The 24,910-nt window shown below is 54.7% G+C and carries 20 protein-coding genes; 19 read left to right on the top strand and 1 reads right to left on the bottom strand.

Going from position 1 to position 24,910, the window contains the following annotated elements:
- Positions 1 to 53: 53 nt before the first annotated feature.
- Positions 54 to 1,385: a TRZ/ATZ family hydrolase gene (locus AACU78_RS16725; RefSeq protein WP_106576875.1), complete on the bottom strand. Its 1,332-nt coding sequence runs from the start codon at positions 1,383 to 1,385 to the stop codon at positions 54 to 56.
- 109 nt (positions 1,386 to 1,494) lie between these two features.
- On the opposite strand from AACU78_RS16725, the gene mtnA reads away from it, so the two are divergent.
- The 19 genes from mtnA to AACU78_RS16630 all read left to right on the top strand — a co-directional run bounded on the left by mtnA (position 1,495) and on the right by AACU78_RS16630 (position 24,908).
- Positions 1,495 to 2,565 (top strand): S-methyl-5-thioribose-1-phosphate isomerase, encoded by a 1,071-nt coding sequence (mtnA, locus tag AACU78_RS16720; protein ID WP_106576874.1) that lies wholly within the window; start codon positions 1,495 to 1,497, stop codon positions 2,563 to 2,565.
- Positions 2,566 to 2,989: 424 nt separating this feature from the next.
- Entirely contained in the window at positions 2,990 to 5,647 is a 2,658-nt protein-coding gene (gene gyrA / locus AACU78_RS16715) for a DNA gyrase subunit A (RefSeq protein WP_106576873.1), read from the top strand.
- Positions 5,648 to 5,878: 231 nt separating this feature from the next.
- Positions 5,879 to 6,964 (top strand): 3-phosphoserine/phosphohydroxythreonine transaminase, encoded by a 1,086-nt coding sequence (gene serC, locus AACU78_RS16710; protein ID WP_106576872.1) that lies wholly within the window; start codon positions 5,879 to 5,881, stop codon positions 6,962 to 6,964.
- Complete coding sequence (pheA, locus tag AACU78_RS16705; RefSeq protein WP_003172650.1) at positions 6,964 to 8,058, top strand: prephenate dehydratase; 1,095 nt, start codon at positions 6,964 to 6,966, stop codon at positions 8,056 to 8,058. Before serC ends, pheA begins: the two co-directional genes overlap by 1 nt.
- Positions 8,059 to 8,067: 9 nt before the next feature.
- Positions 8,068 to 9,180 (top strand): histidinol-phosphate transaminase, encoded by a 1,113-nt coding sequence (gene hisC / locus AACU78_RS16700; protein ID WP_106576871.1) that lies wholly within the window; start codon positions 8,068 to 8,070, stop codon positions 9,178 to 9,180.
- A 28-nt stretch (positions 9,181 to 9,208) separates the two neighbouring features.
- Positions 9,209 to 11,419, top strand: coding sequence for a bifunctional prephenate dehydrogenase/3-phosphoshikimate 1-carboxyvinyltransferase (locus tag AACU78_RS16695; protein WP_234452488.1), 2,211 nt, complete (start codon positions 9,209 to 9,211; stop codon positions 11,417 to 11,419).
- On the top strand, positions 11,416 to 12,105 hold the full coding sequence (cmk, locus tag AACU78_RS16690) for a (d)CMP kinase (protein ID WP_016971485.1): 690 nt from the start codon (positions 11,416 to 11,418) through the stop codon (positions 12,103 to 12,105). Before AACU78_RS16695 ends, cmk begins: the two co-directional genes overlap by 4 nt.
- A gap of 119 nt (positions 12,106 to 12,224) precedes the next feature.
- Positions 12,225 to 13,919, top strand: a complete 1,695-nt coding sequence (gene rpsA, locus AACU78_RS16685; protein WP_064451489.1) for a 30S ribosomal protein S1 — start codon at positions 12,225 to 12,227, stop codon at positions 13,917 to 13,919.
- A 163-nt stretch (positions 13,920 to 14,082) separates the two neighbouring features.
- The gene (locus AACU78_RS16680; protein ID WP_106576869.1) at positions 14,083 to 14,367 is read left to right on the top strand and encodes a hypothetical protein; all 285 of its coding nucleotides are present in this window, start codon (positions 14,083 to 14,085) and stop codon (positions 14,365 to 14,367) included.
- A gap of 132 nt (positions 14,368 to 14,499) precedes the next feature.
- Positions 14,500 to 14,796 (top strand): integration host factor subunit beta, encoded by a 297-nt coding sequence (ihfB, locus tag AACU78_RS16675; protein WP_003218804.1) that lies wholly within the window; start codon positions 14,500 to 14,502, stop codon positions 14,794 to 14,796.
- 24 nt (positions 14,797 to 14,820) lie between these two features.
- Positions 14,821 to 15,066 carry a lipopolysaccharide assembly protein LapA domain-containing protein gene (locus AACU78_RS16670; protein ID WP_106576868.1) on the top strand — a complete coding sequence of 82 codons (246 nt, stop codon included), beginning with the start codon at positions 14,821 to 14,823 and terminating at the stop codon, positions 15,064 to 15,066.
- Positions 15,067 to 16,082: 1,016 nt separating this feature from the next.
- Positions 16,083 to 17,213, top strand: a complete 1,131-nt coding sequence (locus tag AACU78_RS16665; RefSeq protein ID WP_106576867.1) for a DegT/DnrJ/EryC1/StrS family aminotransferase — start codon at positions 16,083 to 16,085, stop codon at positions 17,211 to 17,213.
- Between the two features lie 2 nt (positions 17,214 to 17,215).
- Entirely contained in the window at positions 17,216 to 18,475 is a 1,260-nt protein-coding gene (locus AACU78_RS16660) for an O-antigen translocase (protein ID WP_106576866.1), read from the top strand.
- A 13-nt stretch (positions 18,476 to 18,488) separates the two neighbouring features.
- A complete protein-coding gene (locus AACU78_RS16655) occupies positions 18,489 to 19,937 on the top strand; it encodes a hypothetical protein (RefSeq protein ID WP_106576865.1) in 1,449 nt (482 codons plus the stop codon).
- Positions 19,934 to 21,169 (top strand): hypothetical protein, encoded by a 1,236-nt coding sequence (locus AACU78_RS16650; protein WP_146151419.1) that lies wholly within the window; start codon positions 19,934 to 19,936, stop codon positions 21,167 to 21,169. Before AACU78_RS16655 ends, AACU78_RS16650 begins: the two co-directional genes overlap by 4 nt.
- Positions 21,144 to 22,037, top strand: a complete 894-nt coding sequence (locus tag AACU78_RS16645) for a hypothetical protein (RefSeq protein ID WP_146151418.1) — start codon at positions 21,144 to 21,146, stop codon at positions 22,035 to 22,037. The genes AACU78_RS16650 and AACU78_RS16645 overlap by 26 nt, the downstream gene beginning before the upstream one ends.
- The gene (locus tag AACU78_RS16640; protein ID WP_106576862.1) at positions 22,018 to 22,707 is read left to right on the top strand and encodes an acyltransferase; all 690 of its coding nucleotides are present in this window, start codon (positions 22,018 to 22,020) and stop codon (positions 22,705 to 22,707) included. Before AACU78_RS16645 ends, AACU78_RS16640 begins: the two co-directional genes overlap by 20 nt.
- 10 nt (positions 22,708 to 22,717) lie before the next feature.
- Positions 22,718 to 23,812: a glycosyltransferase family 4 protein gene (locus tag AACU78_RS16635; RefSeq protein WP_106576861.1), complete on the top strand. Its 1,095-nt coding sequence runs from the start codon at positions 22,718 to 22,720 to the stop codon at positions 23,810 to 23,812.
- Positions 23,802 to 24,908 carry a DUF1972 domain-containing protein gene (locus tag AACU78_RS16630; protein WP_106576860.1) on the top strand — a complete coding sequence of 369 codons (1,107 nt, stop codon included), beginning with the start codon at positions 23,802 to 23,804 and terminating at the stop codon, positions 24,906 to 24,908. The genes AACU78_RS16635 and AACU78_RS16630 overlap by 11 nt, the downstream gene beginning before the upstream one ends.
- Positions 24,909 to 24,910: the final 2 nt, after the last annotated feature.

The raw sequence follows: 24,910 nt of genomic DNA, 5'->3' as shown, positions 1-24,910 counted from the left end.
CTAAATCTGATAAATCGGTTTGCAGGTGTTCAAGCGTAGGTGCAAACGCTGCGTTATTCGCTGTGCCCGCTGATGCGTTGGCCCCAGGCAATGGCCGTGGCGGTCAACTGTTGTTCATCCATGCGGGTCAATTGCCGGTCGTCGAGCAACTGCTTGCCGGCGACCCAAAGGTGTTTCACGCAATCGCGTCCGGTGGCATAGATAAGCTGTGAGACCGGATCGTAGATCGGTTGTTGCGCCAGCCCCGAAAGATCAAAGGCCACGATGTCGGCAGCCTTGCCGACCTCCAGCGAGCCAATCTCGCTTTCCAGGCCCATGGCGCGCGCGCCGTTGAGCGTGGCCATGCGCAGGGCGCGGTGGGCGTCCAGGGCGGTGGCCGAACCGGCGACGGCTTTGGCCAGCATGGCGGCGGTGCGGGTTTCGCCCAGCAGGTCGAGGTCATTGTTGCTGGCGGCGCCGTCGGTGCCGATCGCCACGTTGACGCCAGCCTGCCACAGACGCTCCACCGGGCAAAAGCCGCTGGCCAGTTTCAGGTTCGATTCCGGGCAATGGATGACGCTGGTGTTGCTTTCTACCAGCAAAGCCAGGTCGTCCTCGCTGATTTGGGTCATATGAACGGCCTGGAAGCGCGGACCGAGCAGGCCGAGGCGGCCCAGGCGCGCCAGCGGGCGTTCGCCGGTCTGCTCGACGGCTTGCTGCACTTCGAAGGCGGTTTCGTGCACGTGCATGTGGATCGAGGCGTCCAGCTCTTCGGCAATTATCCGGATTTTTTCCAGGTTTTCATCGCACACGGTGTACGGCGCGTGGGGACCGAAGGTGATCCGGATGCGCGGATGATGCTTGAGGTCGCCGAACAGCTCGACGCCCTGGCGAATCGCCTCGTCGGCCGTGCTGGCGCCGGGAATCGGGAAGTCGAGGATCGGAATCGCGATCTGCGCGCGCATGCCGCTGTTGTGCACGCAGTCGCTGGCGACCTTGGGGTAGAAATACATGTCGCAGAAGCAGGTGATGCCGCCCTTGAGCTGCTCGGCGATGGCCAGGTCGGTGCCGTCGCGCACGAAGGCTTCATCGACCCACTTGGCTTCGGCGGGCCAGATGTGTTTTTCCAGCCAGGTCATTAGCGGCAGATCGTCGGCCAGCCCGCGAAACAGGCTCATCGCCGCATGGCCGTGGGCGTTGATCAAGCCCGGGCTGAGCAGCATGCCCGGCAGCTCGCGCACCTCGGTGGCGGCCAGCTTCAATGCCGCGGCCCGTGGCCCGATAAAGGCGATGCGACCATCGCGGATGCCCAGGCCATGTTCCTTGAGCACCACGCCGGCAGGTTCGACAGGTACCAGCCAAGTCGGCAGCAGCAATAAGTCGAGCGGGGCGGCAGTGGAGGTCATCGCAGGCTTCTTCCCGGGCAGCTATAAAAGAAGGGCGAAGTATACCCGAGCGTCCTGGCTGGCGGATCGCTATAATCGGCGGCTTTTGTTCATGAGTGCGGGGTAAGGGATGCGCGACCGACTGTTAGCAGCGGAGAAAGTGAAGGCCATCGAATGGCGTGATGGCGCGCTGCACCTGCTCGATCAGCGTGCCTTGCCGTCTCGGGAGTCCTGGGTTGCCTGCACCACTGTGGTTGAAGTGGCCGATGCCATACGCACGATGGTGGTGCGCGGCGCGCCGGCCATTGGTATCAGCGCCGCCTATGGCCTGGTGCTCGCCGCGCGTGAACGCATCGCTGAAGGCGGCGACTGGCAGGCCGCGTGGGAAGAAGACTACGCACTGTTGGCTGACAGCCGTCCGACAGCGGCGAACCTGTTCTGGGCCTTGAAGCGCATGCGCGATCGCCTGGACCGCATCAAGAAGCACGCCGAGCCGCTGGCGGCGCTGGAAGCGGAAGCGATTGCGATCCATGAAAGTGATCGAGAGGCCAATGTGGTCATGGCCCAGTTGGGCCTCGAGCGGATTCGCAAGCACCAGGGCAACGCCCAGGCGATCCTGACCCACGGCAATGCCGGCGCACTGGCCACAGGCGGGGTCGGCACGGCCTTGGGGGTGATACGCGCCGCGTTTCTGGAAGGGTTGGTCGAGCATGTCTATGTCAACGAGACGCGCCCCTGGCTGCAAGGTTCGCGGCTGACGGCGTGGGAGCTGGCAGGCGAGGGTATTGCGGTCACGGTGAATGCTGACTCGGCTGGCGCGCATATCCTCAAAACCAAGGGCGTGACGTGGGTGGTGGTCGGCGCCGACTGCATTGCCGCCAACGGTGATGTGGTCGGCACGATCGGCACGTATCAGTTGGCCGTATGCGCGATGCACCATGGCGTGCGCTTTATGGTGGTGGCGCCCAGCTCGACACTCGATTTGATGATGGCCACGGGCGAAGACGTCGCCCTGGAGGAGCGTGATCCCGGTGAGTTGCTGGACGTCATGGGGCAACAGTTGGATGTGGCAGCTTTGAATCCCGTGTTCGACGTCACCCCGGCTGATCTGATTGATGTGATCGTGACCGAAAAAGGCATCGTCGAGCGCCCGGACACCGCCAAGCTGGCCAAGTTGATGTGCCGTAAGCGCCTGCATTGAGGGGGGTTGGTGACTGTCAGGCTGCTATCGGGGGCAAGCCCCCTCCCACATTTTGACTGTGTTCACACTTCGAGTGTGGGAGGGCGCTTGCCCCTGATTGGCCTTATAAGTCAATAAAACCCTTGGATCTGCCCTCAAAAAACAGCACCACCCCACCTCTGAGCCCCTCTCGTCGCCCTCAGGCCCGTCATCCGTCAACTTACTATGCTCCATGCGCATCTGGGGGATAGGTGCGTGGCGGCGATTGTGATAACATCCGGCGGTTTCCAGGGCTGCCTCAAGGGGCTGCCCATAACGTGCAGATCCGTGTCATAACTCGTTGATTTGTCGTAAGTCGTTGTCAGGCACTCTGCCGGCAGCGGCGAGCTTCGTTCGTCCCATAGGATGTGACGAGGTTTCACCCGAAAAAGGAATCAGGCTTCTCATGGGCGAACTGGCCAAAGAAATCCTCCCGGTCAATATCGAAGACGAGCTGAAACAGTCCTACCTCGACTACGCGATGAGCGTAATTGTCGGTCGGGCACTGCCTGATGCGCGCGATGGCTTGAAGCCCGTGCACCGGCGTGTGCTGTTCGCGATGAGCGAGCTGGGTAACGACTGGAACAAGCCGTACAAGAAATCTGCCCGTGTTGTCGGTGACGTGATCGGTAAGTATCACCCTCACGGCGACACTGCGGTGTACGACACCATCGTTCGGATGGCGCAGCCGTTTTCCCTGCGCTACCTGCTGGTAGACGGCCAGGGCAACTTCGGTTCGGTCGACGGCGACAACGCTGCGGCCATGCGATACACCGAAGTGCGCATGACCAAGCTGGCGCACGAGCTGCTGGCCGACCTGCACAAAGAAACCGTGGACTGGGTGCCGAACTACGACGGCACCGAAATGATCCCGGCCGTCATGCCGACCAAGATCCCCAACCTGCTGGTCAACGGCTCCAGCGGTATCGCCGTGGGCATGGCGACCAACATCCCGCCACACAACCTCGGTGAAGTCATCGACGGTTGCCTGGCGCTTATCGACAACCCCGAGCTGACCGTCGATGAGCTGATGCAATACATCCCCGGTCCGGACTTCCCGACCGCCGCGATCATCAACGGTCGCGCCGGCATCATCGAAGCCTACCGCACCGGTCGCGGCCGCATTTACATGCGCGCCCGCTCGATCATCGAAGACATCGACAAGGTCGGTGGCCGTCAACAGATCGTCATCACCGAGCTGCCTTACCAGTTGAACAAGGCGCGTCTGATCGAAAAGATCGCCGAGCTGGTTAAAGAGAAGAAGCTCGAAGGCATCACCGAGCTGCGCGACGAGTCCGACAAAGACGGTATGCGCGTGGTGATCGAGCTGCGTCGTGGCGAAGTGCCTGAGGTGATCCTCAACAACCTCTACGCCCAGACCCAGCTGCAAAGCGTGTTTGGCATCAACGTGGTTGCACTGATCGACGGCCGTCCGCGCATCCTGAACCTCAAGGATCTGCTGGAAGCCTTCGTGCGTCACCGCCGCGAAGTGGTTACCCGCCGTACCGTGTTCGAACTGCGTAAAGCGCGCGAACGTGGTCACATCCTCGAAGGCCAGGCCGTTGCCCTGTCGAACATCGACCCGGTCATCGCCCTGATCAAGGCTTCGCCGACGCCGTCGGAAGCTAAAGAAGCGCTGATCAAGATGCCGTGGGAATCCAGCGCCGTTGTGGCGATGGTTGAGCGCGCCGGCGCCGACTCGTGCCGCCCTGAGACCCTCGACCCGCAATACGGTCTGCGTGACGGCAAGTATTTCCTGTCGCCGGAACAGGCCCAGGCCATTCTGGAACTGCGCCTGCACCGCCTGACCGGTCTGGAGCACGAGAAGCTGCTGGCCGAGTACCAGGAAATCCTCAACCAGATCGGCGAGTTGATCCGCATCCTCAGCAGCGCCGTGCGCCTGATGGAAGTGATCCGCGAAGAACTGGAAGTGATCCGCGCCGAATACGGCGATGTGCGTCGCACCGAAATCCTTGATGCCCGCCTCGACCTGACCCTGGGTGACATGATCCCGGAAGAAGAGCGCGTGGTGACCATCTCCCACGGTGGCTATGCCAAGACCCAGCCGTTGGCTGCGTACCAGGCCCAGCGTCGTGGCGGTAAAGGCAAATCGGCTACCGGCGTGAAGGATGAGGACTACATTGCTCACCTGCTGGTCGCCAACAGCCACACCACGCTGCTGCTGTTTTCCAGCAAAGGCAAAGTGTACTGGCTGAAAACCTACGAAATCCCGGAAGCCTCGCGTGCCGCCCGTGGTCGCCCGTTGGTCAACCTGCTGCCGCTGGACAGTGACGAATACATCACCACCATGCTGCCGGTCGATGAGTACACCGAAGGTCACTTCATCTTCATGGCCACCGCCAAAGGCACCGTGAAGAAGACCCCGCTGGAATCCTTCAGCCGTCAGCGCAGCGTGGGCCTGATCGCCCTGGAACTGGACGAAGGCGACGTGCTGATCTCCGCTGCCATCACCGACGGCGAGCGTGAAGTCATGCTGTTCTCGGACGGCGGCAAAGTAACGCGCTTCAAGGAATCCGACGTGCGTGCCATGGGCCGTACCGCCCGCGGTGTGCGCGGCATGCGTCTGCCAGAAGGGCAGAAGCTGATTTCGATGCTGATTCCGGAAGAAGGCAGCCAGATCCTCACCGCGTCGGCGCGTGGTTATGGCAAGCGCACCGCGATTACCGAGTTCCCGGAGTACAAGCGTGGCGGCCAGGGCGTTATCGCCATGGTCAGCAACGATCGCAACGGCCGTCTGGTCGGCGCGGTGCAGGTGCTCGATGGCGAGGAAATCATGCTGATTTCCGACCAGGGCACCCTGGTGCGTACCCGTGTGGCCGAAGTGTCGAGCCTGGGCCGTAACACCCAGGGTGTGACCCTGATCAAGCTGGCCAAGGATGAAAAACTGGTCGGCCTGGAGCGTGTGCAGGAACCGTCGGAAGTTGAAGGCGAAGAGCTGGAAGAAGGTGAGGAATTCGACGGCGAGGTGATCGCAGCTGGCGATGACAACGTCGACGAGCCAACCCTCGATGCTGCCGCAGACGAAGAAGAACCGCAGGAATAAGCGGACACACAGGGGGCGGATGAAGATTCGCCCCCTTGTTGTTTGTCCGAACGGAAATATCGACAGCTGTGGAGATCGAGTGTGGGAGCGGGCTTGCTCGCGAAAGCGGACTGACATTCACCAGAGATGTCGCCTGTTGGATCGCTTTCGCGAGCAAGCCCGCTCCCACATTGGATTGGGTGTCGGCTGATATGTTTGTGTGACTACCACCAGATCAGAGTGAGATTGGATGTGAGCAAGAGAGCCTATAACTTCTGTGCCGGTCCCGCGGCGCTTCCTGAAGCAGTCCTGCAGCGCGCGCAGGGTGAACTCCTCGACTGGCATGGAAAAGGCCTCTCCGTGATGGAAATGAGCCATCGCAGCGATGAGTTCGTGTCCATTGCCACCAAGGCCGAGCAGGATCTACGCGACTTGCTGGACATCCCTTCAAACTACAAAGTGCTGTTCCTGCAAGGCGGCGCGAGCCAGCAGTTTGCTCAACTGCCGCTGAACCTGCTGCCCGAAGGCGGCACGGCCGACTATATCGACACCGGTATCTGGGGGCAGAAGGCCATTGAAGAGGCCTCACGTTACGGCCACGTCAATGTCGCAGGCACCGCCAAGCCTTACGATTACTTCGCCATCCCGGGTCAGAACGAGTGGAAGCTGTCTGCGGATGCGGCCTACGTTCACTACGTCGCCAACGAAACCATCGGCGGCCTGGAGTTTGACTGGGTGCCGGAAGTGGGCGATGTGCCGTTGGTGTGCGACATGTCCTCGGACATCCTCTCGCGCCCGATCGATGTGTCCAAGTACGGCATGATCTACGCCGGGGCGCAGAAGAACATCGGCCCGAGCGGCATCCTGGTCAACATCATCCGTGAAGACTTGCTGGGTCGCGCCCGTTCGGTGTGCCCGACCATGCTCAATTACAAGGTCGCGGCTGACAACGGCTCGATGTACAACACGCCGCCGGCATTTGCCTGGTACCTCTCGGGCCTGGTGTTCGAGTGGCTCAAGGAGCAGGGCGGTGTCGCCGCCATGGGCAAGCTCAACGAAGAGAAGAAGCGCACCCTGTACGACTTCATTGACGCCAGCGGCCTGTACAGCAACCCAATCAACCTCACTGACCGCTCGTGGATGAACGTGCCGTTCCGTCTGGCTGATGACCGCCTGGACAAGCCGTTCCTGGCCGGTGCCGACGCACGTGGCCTGCTGAACCTCAAGGGCCACCGTTCGGTCGGTGGCATGCGCGCCTCCATCTACAACGCTGTCGACATCAACGCGATCAACGCGCTGGTTGCCTACATGGCAGAGTTCGAAAAGGAACACGGCTAATGTCTGAGCAAGAACTCAAGGCCCTGCGTGTACGCATTGACAGCCTGGACGAGAAAGTACTGGAGCTGATCAGTGAGCGCGCGCGGTGCGCCCAGGAAGTGGCACGGGTAAAAATGGCATCCTTGGCTGAAGGCGAAGTGCCGGTTTTCTACCGGCCTGAGCGCGAAGCCCAGGTGCTCAAGCGCGTGATGGAACGCAACAAGGGGCCGTTGGGCAACGAAGAAATGGCGCGGTTGTTCCGTGAAATCATGTCCTCGTGCCTGGCCCTCGAGCAGCCGTTGAAAGTCGCGTACCTCGGACCGGAAGGCACTTTCACGCAAGCGGCGGCCATGAAGCATTTCGGCCACGCGGTGATCAGCAAGCCGATGGCAGCGATTGACGAAGTGTTCCGTGAAGTGGCGGCCGGTGCGGTGAACTTTGGCGTGGTGCCCGTGGAAAACTCCACCGAAGGCGCGGTCAACCACACGCTGGACAGCTTCCTTGAGCACGACATGGTGATCTGCGGAGAGGTCGAGCTGCGTATTCACCACCACTTGTTGGTGGGCGAGAACACCAAGACCGACAGCATCAGCCGCATCTATTCCCACGCCCAGTCACTGGCCCAGTGCCGCAAGTGGCTGGACGCGCATTACCCGAATGTCGAGCGCGTAGCGGTGTCCAGCAACGCCGAAGCGGCAAAGCGGGTCAAGGGCGAGTGGAATTCGGCCGCGATTGCCGGTGACATGGCTGCGGGCCTGTATGGCCTGACGCGCCTGGCCGAGAAAATCGAGGACCGCCCGGACAACTCCACGCGCTTCCTGATGATTGGCAGCCAGGAAGTGCCGCCGACCGGCGACGACAAGACCTCTATCATTGTCTCCATGAGCAACAAGCCCGGTGCGCTGCATGAGCTGCTGGTGCCGTTCCACGACAACGGGATTGACCTGACGCGAATCGAGACACGTCCTTCGCGCAGCGGTAAATGGACTTATGTGTTCTTTATCGACTTCATCGGCCATCACCGCGACCCATTGGTTAAAGGTGTGCTGGAGAAAATCAGTCAGGAAGCCGTGGCACTCAAGGTGCTGGGCTCTTACCCGAAAGCGGTTTTGTGAGGCTTTAACATGAGTGGCAACTTCCTCGCCCTGGCTCAGCCGGGCGTGCAACAACTGTCGCCTTACGTTCCCGGCAAGCCTGTGGACGAGCTGGCGCGTGAGTTGAACCTGGACCCGTCGAAGATCGTCAAGCTGGCCAGCAACGAAAACCCGCTGGGCCCGAGCCCCAAGGTGCTGGCGGCGATTCGTAAGGAGTTGGCCGAGCTGACCCGCTACCCGGACGGTAATGGCTTTGCCCTTAAGTCCCTGCTGGCGGAAAACTGCCGGGTCGAGTTGAACCAGGTGACCCTGGGTAACGGCTCCAACGACATCCTTGAATTGGTCGGCCGTGCCTACCTGGCGCCTGGCCTGAATGCCGTGTTCAGCGAGCACGCGTTTGCCGTCTACCCGATCGTCACTCAGGCGGTCGGCGCCGACGCGCGGGTTATTCCGGCCAAGGACTGGGGTCACGACCTGCCGGCCATGCTGGCGGCCATCGACGCCCAGACCCGCGTGGTGTTTATCGCCAACCCGAATAACCCGACCGGCACCTGGTTCGATGCGCAGGCGTTGAACGACTTCCTGCAAGACGTGCCGGCGCATGTGCTGGTGGTGCTGGACGAGGCCTACATCGAGTACGCCGAAGGCAGCGACCTGCCGGATGGCCTGGATTTTCTCGCGGCTTACCCGAACCTGCTGGTATCGCGCACCTTCTCCAAAGCCTATGGCCTGGCCTCGCTGCGGGTTGGCTACGGCTTGTCGACGGCGGTGGTGGCCGACGTGCTGAACCGCGTGCGCCAACCGTTCAACGTCAACAGCCTTGCCCTGGCGGCGGCGTGTGCGGCGGTGAAAGATGCCGAGTACCTGGAAGAAGGTCGTCGCATCAACGAAAGCGGCATGCTGCAACTGCAGGAAGGTTTTCGTGAGTTGGGCCTGGGCTGGATTCCGTCCAAGGGCAACTTCATTTGCGTCGATCTTGCTCAAGTCGCCGCCCCGGTATTCCAGGGGCTGCTGCGCGAAGGCGTGATCGTGCGTCCGGTGGCCAACTACGGCATGCCGAACCACCTGCGTATCACCATCGGTTTGCCGGCGGAAAACAGCCGCTTCCTGGAGGCATTGGCCAAGGTTCTGGCTCGTGGTTGATGTCACTGCATTGCAACCTGCTGTGCCTATGATCGGTCGCCTGGTGGTGGTCGGTCTGGGGTTGATCGGTGGCTCGTTTGCCAAAGGCCTGCGCGAAAGCGGGCTGTGTGGCGAAGTGGTCGGGGTGGACCTGGACCCGCAATCGCGCAAGTTGGCGGTTGAGTTGGGCGTGGTGGATCGCTGTGAAGCAGACCTGGCGCTGGCGTGCCAGGGGGCGGACGTGATCCAGCTCGCGGTGCCGATTCTGGCGATGGAGAAGCTGCTGGCCTTGCTGGCCGGCATGGACTTGGGGCAGGCGATTCTAACGGATGTCGGCAGTGCCAAAGGCAATGTGGTGCGCGCGGCGCAACGGGCGTTTGGCGGCATGCCGGCGCGGTTTGTACCGGGCCACCCGATTGCCGGTTCCGAGCAGAGTGGTGTCGAGGCGTCCAATGCGCAGTTGTTCCGTCGTCATAAAGTGATCCTGACGCCGCTTGAGCAAACCGACCCGGCAGCCTTGGCTGTGGTCGATCGCTTATGGCGCGAGCTGGGTGCTGATGTGGAGCACATGCAGGTCGAGCGTCACGACGAGGTGCTGGCGGCGACCAGTCATTTGCCGCATCTGCTGGCTTTTGGTCTGGTGGACTCGCTGGCTAAACGTAACGAAAATCTCGATATTTTCCGCTACGCCGCGGGTGGTTTCCGCGATTTCACGCGTATCGCCGGCAGTGATCCGGTGATGTGGCATGACATCTTCCTTGCCAATCGCGAGGCGGTGTTGCGCACCCTGGACACCTTCCGCAGCGACCTCGACGCCTTGCGCGACGCGGTCGATGCCGGGGATGGCCATCAATTATTGGGCGTGTTTACCCGTGCGCGGGTGGCGCGTGAACATTTCAGCAAAATTCTGGCGCGCCGGGCCTATATGGAAACTGCTGTGAACGCCGATGAGCAGACCTTCCTCGCCAGCCCGGGTGGTCGCTTGAGCGGACAGATTCGGGTGCCGGGCGACAAGTCGATCTCTCATCGCTCGATCATGCTCGGCTCATTGGCCGATGGCGTCACCGAGGTTGAGGGTTTCCTTGAGGGCGAAGATGCCCTGGCGACCTTGCAGGCGTTTCGCGACATGGGCGTGGTGATTGAGGGGCCACACCATGGGCGCGTGATCATCCATGGTGTTGGCCTGCATGGCTTGAAACCGGCGCCGGGGCCGATCTACCTGGGCAACTCCGGAACATCGATGCGCCTGTTGTCCGGCTTGCTGGCGGCGCAGCGCTTTGACAGTGTGTTGACCGGCGATGCCTCGCTGTCCAAGCGCCCGATGAGCCGCGTGGCCAAGCCACTGCGCGAAATGGGCGCGGTGATTGAAACCGGGCCGGAAGGGCGTCCGCCGTTGACTATTCGTGGAGGTCAGGCATTAAAAGGTCTGACCTATACGCTGCCAATGGCCAGTGCACAGGTCAAATCCTGCCTGTTGCTGGCAGGTTTGTATGCCGAGGGTAAAACCTCGGTGACCGAGCCTGCGCCGACCCGTGACCACACCGAGCGCATGCTGCGCGGCTTCGGGTACCCGGTGCAGGTGCAGGGCGCTACGGTGTCGGTCGAGTCGGGCCATGCGTTGACCGCCACGCATATTGAGGTGCCAGGGGACATTTCTTCTTCTGCATTCTTTCTGGTCGCGGCGTCGATTGCCGAAGGCTCCGAGCTGTTGCTGGAGCATGTGGGGATCAATCCGACACGGACCGGCGTGATCGATATCCTGCGTCTGATGGGCGCGGACATCACGCTGGAAAACCTGCGTGAGGTCGGCGGTGAGCCGGTCGCCGATCTGCGCGTGCGTGCTGCTGCGCTGAACGGCATCGAGATTCCTGAGGCGTTGGTGCCGCTGGCGATTGATGAGTTTCCGGTGTTGTTCATCGCGGCGGCCTGTGCTCAGGGCCGTACCGTGTTGCGCGGCGCTGCAGAATTGCGCGTGAAGGAATCCGACCGTATCCAGGTAATGGCCGACGGTCTGCTGGCATTGGGCGTGAAGTGTGAACCGACACCTGATGGGATTATCATTGACGGTGGCCTGATAGGCGGCGGCGAGGTGCATTCCCATGGCGATCACCGGATTGCCATGGCCTTCAGTGTGGCGTCGCTGCGGGCGACAGCGCCGATTCGTATCCGTGACTGTGCCAATGTGGCTACATCTTTTCCGAACTTTCTTACACTGTGTGCCCATGTCGGCATTCGTGTTGCCCAAGAGGCTCAATTGTGAATATCAAAGCACCGGTGATTACCATCGACGGGCCAAGCGGCTCGGGCAAAGGCACGATTGCCGGCATTCTGGCCAAGCGCCTGGGCTGGTGCCTGCTGGACTCCGGCGCGCTGTACCGTTTGCTGGCCTTTGCCGCGCGTAACCACGGCGTCGACCTGACCAACGAAGAATCCCTGAAGCTGCTGGCGGCGCATCTTGATGTGCAGTTCGTCGGCGCGACGGAAGGTCATCCGCAACGCATCATCCTCGAAGGCGATGATGTGACCGATGATCTGCGTAATGAACAAGTTGGCTCCTGGGCCTCCCAGGTTGCCGCGCTGCCGGCCGTGCGGGACGCGCTGCTGCAGCGCCAGCGGGCGTTTCAGGAGCCGCCGGGCCTGGTCGCGGATGGTCGCGACATGGGCACCGTGGTGTTTCCAGATGCGCCGTTGAAGATTTTCCTGACCGCCAGCGCCGAAGAGCGGGCGCGCCGCCGTTACTTGCAGTTGAAGGGCAAAGTCGATGGTGTTAGTCTGTCGAGTCTGCTAGATGAGATCCGTGCACGCGATGAGCGTGATACCCAGCGTGCGGTAGCCCCGCTCAAGCCGGCGGCTGACGCCATACAGCTGGATTCCACGGAGTTATCCATCGAGCAGGTGCTGGAACGCATCTTGAGTGAAATCGCCATTCGCGATATCGCCGGGTGACCAAGAAGGCTGCAGGGGACCAGTCATAGTCCTGCGGTGCTTCTTTTAATTGAAACTGACCCACACCGTCTGGGGTGTGGAGATGGGCGTATTCTTCGCCCTTATCAACAGGAATTAAAATGAGCGAAAGCTTTGCGGAACTCTTTGAAGAAAGCCTAAAAACCCTGAACCTTCAGGCAGGCTCCATCATCACCGGTGTTATCGTTGATATCGATTACCAAGCTCGCTGGGTAACCGTTCACGCTGGTCTGAAGTCTGAAGCTCTGATCCCGCTGGAACAGTTCTACAACGATGCTGGTGACCTGACTATCAATGTCGGTGACGAAGTTCACGTTGCTCTGGACTCGGTTGAAGACGGTTTCGGTGAAACCAAGCTGTCCCGTGAAAAAGCCAAGCGCGCTGAATGCTGGATTGTTCTCGAAGCAGCCTTCGCAGCTGAAGAAGTGGTCAAGGGCGTCATCAACGGTAAGGTTAAAGGCGGCTTCACTGTCGACGTTAACGGCATCCGTGCGTTCCTGCCAGGTTCTTTGGTCGACGTTCGTCCAGTGCGCGACACCACGCACCTGGAAGGCAAAGAACTCGAATTCAAGGTCATCAAACTCGACCAGAAGCGCAACAACGTTGTCGTTTCCCGTCGCAGCGTCCTGGAAGCAGAGAACTCCGCCGAGCGTGAAGCTCTGCTGGAATCCCTGCAGGAAGGCCAACAAGTCAAAGGTATCGTCAAGAACCTCACCGATTACGGCGCATTCGTCGATCTGGGTGGCGTCGATGGCCTGCTGCACATTACCGACATGGCTTGGAAGCGTATCAAGCATCCTTCCGAAATCGTCAACGTTGGCGACGAGATCGATGTCAAGGTTCTGAAGTACGATCGTGAGCGTAACCGCGTTTCCCTGGGCTTGAAGCAGCTGGGCGAAGATCCATGGGTTGCTATCAAAGCTCGTTACCCAGAAAGCACCCGCGTAACCGCGCGTGTTACCAACCTGACCGACTACGGCTGCTTCGCAGAGCTGGAAGAAGGCGTGGAAGGCCTGGTACACGTTTCCGAAATGGACTGGACCAACAAAAACATCCACCCTTCGAAAGTCGTACAAGTCGGCGACGAAGTGGAAGTTATGGTTCTGGACATCGACGAAGAGCGTCGTCGTATCTCCCTGGGCATCAAGCAGTGCAAATCTAACCCATGGGAAGATTTCTCTGGCCAGTTCAACAAGGGCGATAAAATCTCCGGCACCATCAAGTCGATCACCGATTTCGGTATCTTCATTGGTCTGGACGGCGGCATCGACGGCCTGGTTCACCTGTCCGACATCTCCTGGAACGAAGTTGGCGAAGAAGCTGTTCGTCGTTTCAAGAAGGGCGACGAGCTGGACACCGTTATCCTGTCGGTTGACCCAGAGCGCGAGCGCATCTCCCTGGGTATCAAGCAACTGGAAAGCGATCCGTTCTCCGAGTACGTTCAAGAGAACGACAAAGGCGCAATCGTTAAAGGCACTGTGAAAGAAGTTGACGCTAAAGGCGCCATCATCACTCTGGCCGACGATATCGAAGCGACTCTGAAAGCCTCCGAAATCAGCCGTGACCGCGTTGAAGACGCACGTAACGTTCTGAAAGAAGGCCAGGAAGTAGAAGCCAAGATCATCAGCGTTGACCGCAAGAGCCGCGTAATCCAGCTCTCCATCAAGTCGAAAGACGAGATCGAAGAGAAAGAAGCCATTCAGAGCCTGCGCGACAAGCCAGCCTCTTCTGAGCCTTCTGCTGGTCCTACCACTCTGGGCGACCTGCTGCGTGCACAGATGGAAAAACAGAACTAAGTTCTGTCAGACCATAGAAAAAGGGCGACTTCGGTCGCCCTTTTTTGTGCCTGAAATTCGTTGAATCAATACTGAGAACCAAGGTGCGCTGCATAGTGTCAGAACTGGCTATAGTTTTATTAAAAGCACGGTTGTCAGTGATGTTGTTTCAATAAGGATTTGGATGAACAAGTTTATTTTAATCTTCGCCGTAGTCATGCTTGCTGGCTGCTCTACCACCAGCGCCAAAACTCATGTCAAGCGTGGTGTCAGCGGTATCGAGGTCGACTGTTCGGGCCTTGGTGGCAATTGGAGCAAGTGCGAGAAGCGCGCTGCCCGCGAGTGCAAGATGCAAGGCTATAAGGTCATCACCCGATCCAGCGATGCCAAGGACGAAGAGGGCGACTACCTGTTCGGCTGGAATCCCGCCGGCGCTGTAACTCGCACTATGCTGGTGATCTGTAATTGAGGCTCAAAGGCGCATGTTGCGGGTGTCCGCCTATGCAGCAGATAAGTTGTCGAGTGGGCTGTTCAAATTCATCAAGTCATGCTAAAACCTTTGAAGCGCTTTTCCTAGCTGCTTGAAAAAGAAGGGAAAAATATGACGAAGTCGGAGTTGATCGAACGAATTGTCACCCATCAAGGGCTGCTTTCATCCAAGGATGTAGAGCTGGCTATCAAGACTATGCTTGAGCAAATGTCCCAATGTTTGGCTACTGGGGATCGGATTGAGATCCGTGGTTTTGGCAGCTTCTCCTTGCATTACCGCGCACCGCGCGTCGGCCGTAACCCTAAAACCGGGCAGTCAGTCAGCCTTGATGGCAAGTTTGTGCCTCACTTCAAGCCAGGAAAGGAATTGCGGGACCGGGTGAACGAAGACGAAGAAGAAGGCGTCTGAGTCTTTTTGGGGTAGGAGAAGTTTATGCGTGGAGCAAAGCGCGTTGTTTTTGTGCTGGTAGCGTTGATTGTTGCGCTAGTGATTTTAGGCTTTGTGCTGGAAAACCAGCAGAGCGTGGCCCTTTCATTCCTGGGCTGGACGACTGTACAGATGCCAGTGTCGGTATTTGTAGTAGTCGCGTTAATCATCGGGATGTTGATCGGTCCACTGCTAGGCGTTGGGTTGGCGCGTAGTCGGCGCCACAGGTCGATCTCGGCAGCGCGTGGTTAACAGTCTATCCTGATCCCAAGACGTGCGGTGAGGCCGTTGTTTAACAGCTAAAGCTCTAGCGTGTAGGGCTTCGACTGTAAGGTGTCTGATGGCGGCGTATGGATGTAATAGGGTTGGCCAGCGTTTTTAGCGCCGCAGTTGGATATCCAGAGGTTAGCCGTTCCAATGTTTCTTGTTTGAGTCTTCAGGTGCCGCACTCTGAGTGCTCGGATATGTACTACACGTATGTCTGACGTGTTAGGTGTTAGGTGTCAGATTTTAGATTCAGGCTAAGCGGGAAAATGCTGCTGAAAGATAGCGCGTAATGCGCCCTATTTGGTTGCAGTGTCAGGTTCGTAGATAGATTAACAACGTGTAAAATTAAAAATTTCTGTATACCCATCTTGCAAAACTGCCCTCTGCGCAGCTTCAACTCGTTTTACCTCAAAGCAAATTTCTGTCATTAGTGTCTCGGATGGCAGCGTCCGCGGTCGCCCGTATTGCTTGTGATTACCCTCCAATACAACGCAAGTAGGGATTATTGCTCTGGAACGATTGACCCTCCGCTTTGAATCGAGCAGCGAACAAATCAGCAAACGCTGGTGCGACGACTCAGTAAGGGCGCCGTTTGGCGTGCGTATTTTCTGTAGGCTCATTATGCGAAAGCTGTTGAAGGTCTTATACACCGAATAAGTTAGCGAGCTATTTAATAGTTGCGCACTAATGGGGCGTGGCAGATTAGTATCATTTTGGGCAGCCCTTTCAACGTTAGTCGCTTTTTCATCATTCAGTTTTGTTGAATTAGAGAATAGGCGCTGTATCATCAACGCCCCAGCGTCGATAACACATACGCGCACAGTTAAAGATGGAAAATTTCGCGGAGCCGATCAATCAAGCGTGACGCTTGGAGCGATCAGGCATCGCAGCCCGGATTTCCGATCCTAGTCGGATCAAAGAGGGCATGAATTTGCGGTGGCGCAGAGGCCTTCTGTGCCCTCACGCACCTAATAATGAAGCACCTACGTCAGGTATTTTTGATGATTCAATTTCTCGATCTAAAGTCATTGAACAACGCTCTCCGTGAAGAGCTCGTTGAGGCGGCTACGCGTGTCATCGACTCGGGCTGGTACATTCAAGGTGAGTTTCTCAAGCGCTTCGAGGAAGAGTTTTCCACTTATACCGGTGCCAGCCATACCGTCGGCGTTGCCAACGGCCTTGATGCTTTGACACTGACCATTCGTGCCTGGAAAGAGCTGGGCAAGCTCAAGGACGGCGATGAAGTCATCGTTCCGGCCAACACCTACATCGCAACGCTGCTGGCCGTGACGGAAAACAACCTGAAACCGGTTTTGGTCGAGCCTGACGAAAATACATACAATCTTTGTCCTGAGAAGGTCGAGCGTGCGCTGACGGCGAAAACTCGATTGATCCTGCCGGTCCATCTCTATGGGCAACTGGCCGATATGCGCGCGATCAATAGGATTGCCGAGCGTGAGAATCTACTGGTACTCGAGGACTGTGCCCAGGCGCATGGTGCGCAGATCGACGGCAGAAGTGCTGGTAACTGGGGTGACGCGTCCGGTTTCAGTTTCTACCCAGGTAAAAACCTGGGGGCGTTGGGTGACGCAGGCGCCATCACGTCTAACGATGCTGAGTTAGTCAGCATGATTCAGGCTCTGCGAAATTACGGTTCACACGAAAAGTATAAGAATTTGGTGCAAGGCGTAAATAGCCGCCTGGATGAGATTCAAGCCGCAATGTTGAGCGTCAAGCTCAAGTACCTGCAGGCACAGACCGAGGCTCGTCGGCGTGTGGCAAGCCTTTATATGAATGGCATTAAAAATCCCTTGATTAAACTGCCCTTGGGCAGCGACGTCGATGTACTGAAGCATTTTTCTCACGTCTGGCACCTGTTCGTGGTGCGCTCCGAGGTGCGGGAAAAACTGATACATCATCTCAACGCGTCGGGTATTCAAACATTAATTCACTATCCGATTCCGCCTCATCAGCAGCAGGCCTATGCAAGCGCCGAGTTTTATAATAAATCGCTTCCTACCACAGAGCGCATTCATCGCGAAGTATTGAGCTTGCCGATGAGCCCGATCATGACCGATTCAGAAGTCCAAAGTGTCGTTGAGGCCTGCAACGCTTTCTCTATAGACGCCTGAATATGACGCTGCTCAGAACAAGCTTCCTCAACGGTATCGCGGTCGTTATCAAGATGCTCACCTTGCTGGGCATCAATAAAATGTTGGCCATCTATGTGGGCCCGTCGGGCTACGCTGCCCTGGGGCAGTTTCAGAACGCCGTGCAAATGGTAACGACGTTCTCGACAGGGGCCATCAGTACTGGCGTCACGAAGTACACGGCTGAATATCAAAACGATGAAGATGCCCAGCGCCGGGTTTGGCGCACGGCGGGTACGATTGCCTGTATGGGATCTGTATTGACATCAGTGCTTATCGTTATATTCAGCAAGCCGTTGGCTGTGTGGTGTTTTAATGATGAGGCCTTGTACAGCGTATTTATCTGGTGTGCGGCTACCGTTATATTCTTTTCATTTAATACATTATTGCTTGCGATCCTTAATGGTAAAAAGGAAATTAATCGATACATACTGGCTAATATCGGTGGAAGCCTCCTTTCTCTACTAGTTATTATTATTATGGTGAGACAGTTTGGTCTATATGGTGCGCTGATTTCATTGGTGCTGTATCAGTCTATCGCCTTCCTCGTGACATGCCTGCTGTGTTACAGAACCGAATGGTTTCAATTTTCCAATCTGCTCGGAAAGTTAGACAGGCAAATTGCGATAAACCTGACAAAGTTTACCGCCATGGCGCTCACGACTGCTGCATGCGTGCCCGTTAGCCATATTCTGGTGCGTAATTATCTAGGCGCGGAGTTTGGCTGGGAAACCGCTGGGTATTGGGAAGCCATGTGGCGTCTGAGTACCGCTTATCTTCTATTAGTGACAACAACGCTGGGCTTGTATTTTTTACCCAAGTTGTCAGAACTGATCAACCCGCTGGATATCAAGAGAGAGATTCTTCAAGGTTATAAACTGATTCTTCCTGTGGCGATGGTGTGCGGGGTAGTGATCTACAGTTTGAGGGATTTTATTATCGGCTTACTGTTTACCCAGGCGTTCAGTCCGATGCGGGATTTTTTCGCATGGCAGATGCTGGGAGACACGCTTAAAATTGCCAGCTGGATTCTCGCTTACCTGATGCTGGGTAAGGCAATGGTTAAAATGTATATTCTTACAGAGGTATTTTTTGCACTCAGTTTTTACGTGCTTACGGTGTTGCTGACCAAGGTGGGCGGTCCGGTGGGTGTGACGTGGGCTCACGCAGCTAATTACGGTATGTACTTGATAGTCATGTACTTTCTTATTTATAGAAAGTTGAATAAAAATAACGCAGGATGAGGATGTGTTGCCCATGAGTCGCTTGCTATCTTCAATCCGCGATTTGATTCTAATGCAAACAGACGTCAACAAGAGCGTCGATTTGGCGGAAGTGTATGGGGCGATACTATGGGCGGCCGATAAAGGTATTTATGACGACCCCGAACTGGAAGAAATATTAACTGCTCGATGCATGAGTAGGCTGTCAGTGGACGAAATTCACTCGCCGTTGAAGGATTGTATTCATCTGATCTCGGAGCCCTATCTGATTGGCGGGCACACGCGGCTTATGGAGCAACTTTCGACAATGCATGCGGAAAAGCCTGCTCTGCTGATAACGCGTAAAAGTGCCCAGAGTGCGATCGAACGAACTCAAGGTTTTTTTTCCGAAAGCACCCTGACCAGTGCTTCCACACCCATCGAGAAAATTGCTGAGATTATTCAGTGCCTCAAACCGTATAAAAGAGTGGTGATGCATATTCACCCAGATGATATGGTTTCTGTCATCGCATGCAAGATTCTAAAGACTGTCAGCACGGCGAAGATTTATTTTGTAAATCATGCTGATCATGTGTTTACTTACGGCAGCTCGGTGGCAGATGTCTACTTTGAACTAAGCACGTTTGGCCGTCGTCGAGACCTGAAAAAAACGATCTCTAGCAGTAAGTCTTTTCTAGGGATTCCGTTGACAAGTAAGTTGGTACCAAAGCATCACAGCCTACCCAATAAAAATAGCACGTTAAATTTTTTCAGTGCGGCGTCGCCCTTCAAGTTCAAACCGGTCAAAGGCTATGATCTTAGGCCTGCCATACGCAAGGTGCTGACTGAGTTTAAACATTCCACCTTCTGGATCGTCGGTGCCAACCCGCTTACCAATACGTGGTGGTGGCCAATAAAGTTGCGATACTGGAACAGGTTTAAAGTGGTTTCCTCGCTGCCATACGAAAGCTACCTGGCGCTCTTGGAACGTGCAGATTTTTACGTCGACAGTTATCCAACGCCGGGTGGGACTGCCTTCGCGGAGCAACTTTTCAATGGGCGCCGTTGTGTCGGGTTACGCGCGCCTATACAAGGTTATTCACCCGCCGATAATTTGAAGAGTGAGAGTGTAGAGGGGTTTATCGACAGTGTTTTTCAGGGGGGTAATGATAGAGCTGTCATTGCGTCAGTGCTGGCCGTTAATGGGTATGAGGCAGTTAAGTCACGGTATCTGGATTGTCTCTACGAAGATATCATGTGCGCCAATGAGATGGAGAAGCACGTGGCGTGGACGGGGGATATTAGCGTCTACGAGCAGCCGGGAAAAATAACCTCGGCAATTCCGCCGGAGGTCGTTTCCAGATTAATCGAATTTGATAAAAAATTTATGCGTGTTCTGTTTCTCGAGCTCAGCGCCACGCAGAAAATCAAAGTGGCCCTTAAACTTGCGCGTTTGAAAGTCAGCGAGCTTCTCCCTAAAAAAAGCCGGTCGGGTAAAGCATGAGGGCATTAGCGTTACGCTTACTTCTAATAATGCTCATACTCTCGGACTATGTCATTTTAACGCTCCACGCTCCCAGTGCCGTTGGAGCCTGGCGCGAAGGGCTTGTACTGGCGTATGTGCTTCTGACCGGGTTAATCACATTTTTCCAAATCGGAACACGTTATACAATTCCCGCGCGGTATAAAGAACAGCTGTTGATTATTCTGTTTTTTATAATATTTTATTGTATCTGCGGCGAGCTTTCCGAAGCATCATTTCGGATGTTCCGGTCGTTTGCTATGCCGATCCTCTTTGCCCTCATGATCAATGCGGTGTGCCTGGGCCTGGCGCTAGAAACGAAGTTGCGTATTATATTTGCAACACTCGTCGTAATGACGTTTGTCTCAGGCGGTTATGCCATTTATCAATACCTGACAATCAGCGATCCGGAACAATTCTGGTATTGGTCGCTATTGTCCGAGAAAGGTTTCGAATTGGAGACTTATAATTCCATGAGAGACGGAAATCCGAGAATGTCGGGTTTCTTTACGGGCACCCTTGAGTTTGCGGCCTTTAATTTGAACACCACGCTCTTTGCGTGTTGTCTGCTTGTGCAAGCCTTTAGGGAGAAGACCTATGACCGACGCTTTTTCCTGTATCTGTTGGTGGCCCTTTTTTCCACTGCGCTGATTATTTATGGTTCGGTGAGGACGGCAGCTATCGGTATGGTTTCAGCTGTGTTTTTCCTGGCAGTGTTACAGTTATTGCGTCGAAGCTTTTTTATCGGCTTTCTCGGATATAGTTATTTTATCTGCGTGACGGGCTCTATTTTTCTATACCTTGCACTGGGGTATACGGAAGATCTTTCTGCCCTTGACCGGGTTCGGCAGTGGTTGGTGGTGCTTGAATCACTCAATACAATGCCACTGGGTCTGGGTTTCGGTGCTATTGGACCAGGTCAACTATATTGGTTTGATTCACTGTGGTTGAATCTGCTGGCGTCCTCTGGTTATCTGGGCGTCGCTTTGATGCTCGGTTTGATCTGTTTCTACAGCAGGATTGTCATCGCTACCCAACAGCTGCGTATTGGGGGTAATGTATTTATGAGGGGGGTGGCTGATTATATGGTAATCAGTTACCCGTTTTTCCTGAGCAGCTTTTTCTTTCAGTCATATACGAATAGTGTAGTACTGTACCTTTTTGCGTCGATTGCAGTGGTGGTGATGTATGAGTCGAAATATCGTGCAAGCTAAAATGTCGATATTGATCGTTCTTTATAAAAGGCATTATAGAGAATCTGCTGCCATCACGACGTTATTGAGTAATGTCGCACCTTTTTGTGCGCAAGGTATCGACGTTGAATTTTTTGTATGGAATAACACGCCTGAATGCTCTCCGGCGTTATCGGCTGAAAATTTGACGTGGCTTGAAGGTAATAATGACGGTTTAGCTTACATTTATAATCGCGTTGCAGACATGGCGTTTGCAGGGGGAGCGACGCATTTCATGATCTCGGATGACGATACGGATTACTCAAGCCAGAATTACGTAGAGGCGATTTCCCGCGCGCTTGAATTCGAAGCCACTTCGGCAGCTGATTTGTTTGGCGTCATGGTGCCGAAAGTTTACTCAAGAGAAAAATTGGTAAGTCCGGGACTTCGCTTCTGGTTCTTCGGCCGATTATCCGACGACGTTGACAGTGGCATAAACTCATCGCGTAATAAACTAGCTATCAATAGTGGTGTGATTTTCAATAAGTTTTGTTATGAGAAAATGTTACCGCTGTTTGATGAACGTCTTAAGTTTTATGCGACGGATACCGCATTCTTTGTAAGGTATGAATCTTTTTATCCTCATTTTTATGTGTTGGACACGTGTTTGCAGCACGACCTTTCCGAACATACATCGGACAGCGCCGAACGAGCCATTTTTCGCTTTCAGGAAATGATCTTGGGCTTACGCGTCATCTTCGAGCATAAGGGATACCTCTTTCATGGCTTGATGGAGGCGTATTTGCTCGTGTCCTCGTTAAGAAAAAGCCTCTCCTATAAAAACACAGGATTTTTCCGTTCCTATTACACGTCGTTTAAAGGAAAAAATAATGCTGATAGAATTAGTTGAATTTCTTTCTTTAAAAGTGAGAAAACGTGGCATCACAATTGATAAGCGCATTTCTGATGCCTATCTGTTGAATCTCGTTTTGTCAAAAGTGGTAATGGCGATAAACGGGTTTTTAAAATTTAGAAGGTTGTCAGTTATTCTTGTAGGAAAAGGCGTTACTCTAAAAGCCAGATCAATGATCACTACAGGTAAAGGCTTGGTTATTGATGAGGGATGCTTTGTCGACGCATTGGCGGTCAAGGGTATTGTCTTCGGGCGGGGGGTTTCCTTAAAGAAAAATGTTACAATCGAGTGCACGGGTAGTTTGACTAAATTAGGCGAAGGGCTCTCGGTGGGTAACGATGTGGGCATTGGCAGCGGTAGTTTTTTAGGCTGCGCCGGTGGCGTTACTATAGGGAGTGACACAATCATCGGGAATTATGTTTCGTTTCATTCGGAGAATCACAATTTTTCCGACCCCGAAATACCGATTCGTCTTCAGGGCGTTAACAATGAAGGAATCCACATCGGCAATAATTGTTGGATAGGGGCTAAAGTGACTGTTCTGGATGGTGTTGTTCTTGAGGACGGGTGCGTTGTAGCCGCAGGAGCAGTCTTGAAGGCGGGACGATACGCTGCCAACTCCATATACGCGGGCGTTCCGGCAAAGCGCATAAAAGAACGCAGCTAAAGGATTTGCAGTGAAAAAAATTATATTTTTCCATTTGTTGAATGACTACAGCGGGAGCCCTAAGGTTCTTTTGCAGGTTATTGAGGCAGTGGCAAAGAAAGGCTTTGAGGCCGAATTATATGTGGGAGGGGGCGCTGAAGGCGGTTTTCTCTCTTCGGCGCCATGCGTGCAAAAACGCTATTTTTATAAGAGATTTGAAAATAAATATTTGACGCTGTTGAGCTATAGTCTTTCGCAGCTGATTCTGTTTATAAAATTATTACGCTATCGTCACGCCTCTGCGATTTTCTATGTCAATACGTTACTTCCCTTCGGCGCGGCGTTAGCAGGGAGAGTGCTCGGCATCCAGGTTATTTATCATATTCATGAAACGTCAATCCGCCCTAGACCCCTAAAGCTCTTTCTGCGGTGGATGGTTGAAAGGTGCTCCAGCGAAAATATTTTCGTCTCGCACTTTTTAGCCAAGGCTGAGTCTTTTACGAACATAGAAAGTCGTGTGATTTATAATTCGATTCCGCAGAATATGGTCAGTAGTGGTGCGAATCACGTATATCCTTACGCGTCGGGTAATAAATTCAATGTGCTGATGATCTGCTCCTTAAAAGCTTACAAAGGTGTGAATGAATTCGTACGTATTGCTGATCTGTTAAGCGGTCAACAGGATATCGAATTTAATTTGGTGCTCGGTGCCAGTGATTCTGAGGTGGATGATTTTTTTTCGTCCGTCACGTTGCCTGATAACTTGACCATTATTTCCCGGTGCAAGGATGTTATTCCTTATTATCAGAGGGCAAGTGTTTTACTGAGCCTTTCGAAGCCGGAAGAGTGGGTGGAGACGTTTGGCTTGACGATTCTCGAGGCGCTTTCGTTTGGTGTACCTTGTATTGTTCCTCCGGTAGGTGGACCTGTCGAACTGGTGTCGGAGGACAAGGAAGGTTATCTCATTGATTCAAACCGTGTGGAGGACATCGCCGCCAAACTGGCGTTTCTCCATAAAAATCCTGAGGTGTGCTTTCGCTTGTCTGAGGCTGCAAGAGTGAAGTCACTTAGTTTCTCAGTTGATAACTTTGAAAGTGATGTGATTGAGGTGTTTAATGGGGTTTAAAATAGCAGTGATCGGCACGGTCGGTCTCCCAGCCCAGTATGGTGGGTGGGAAACGTTATCGGAGCAATTGGTCACTTACCTTGACCGAGAATATGGGATCTCGGTCTATTGCAGCGCACGGTCATATCCAACTCGGCCTGCAAAGTATCGCAATGCCGACTTGATTTACCTTCCGTTAAAAGCTAACGGCGTGCAAAGTATTCCTTATGATATTGTCAGTATGCTGCATGCCTACCGAAAGAATGATATTTTGGTGGTGCTGGGTGTGTCGGGTTGTATTGCGCTTCCTTTTTTAAAGCTGCTTACCAAGAAAAAGATTGTAGTCAATATTGACGGCTACGAGTGGAAACGCGCTAAGTGGTCAATGCTGGCGAAGAAATTCCTGAAGTTCTCAGAGGCCATGGCGGTTAAATACGCCGATGCTATTGTTACCGATAATAAAGTGCTTCAGGACTATGTCCGCGATGAGTACTCACGTGAAAGTACTCTTATTGCCTACGGTGGCGATCAGGCGGCTACCAGTGCACTGAGAGAGGCGGACTTTGAGCATTATCCATTCCTTCGTAAGCCTTACGCGTTCTCAGTCTGTAGGATCGAGCCGGAGAATAATATTCATATTATTCTCGAGGCCTTCAGTACGGGTAGTTTGCCGTTGGTGATTGTGGGGAACTGGAAACAAAGCGAATACGGTGTGGCCCTGCAGGATAAATACGCGAGCGTCGGGCATCTTCACTTATTGGATCCTATCTACAAAAGTGAAGAACTGAGCCCGTTGCGCAGTAACGCGACCGTCTACATTCACGGTCATAGTGCGGGTGGCACCAACCCGTCCCTGGTTGAGGCCATGTGGCTGAGTTTGCCTGTGATTGCATTCGACGTATCTTTCAATCGTGCGTCTACTGAGGACGGTGCACAGTTTTTTTCGTCCAGCCAGGCACTTGTCGATTGCGCGTCACGTCTTTTTGCCAATGAAACCGAGCGCGCTGAGCTGGGTGGAAAAATGCATGAGATTGCGGTGCGTCGTTATCGTTGGGAAGGCGTCTCTTCTCAATACGACAAATTATTCAAAACGCTTCTTTCATCTGAGAGGACTTAACA

The organism is Pseudomonas sp. R9.37 (assembly GCF_963878885.1).
Classification (GTDB): domain Bacteria; phylum Pseudomonadota; class Gammaproteobacteria; order Pseudomonadales; family Pseudomonadaceae; genus Aquipseudomonas.
This window is presented reverse-complemented; position numbering and strand designations above follow the sequence as displayed.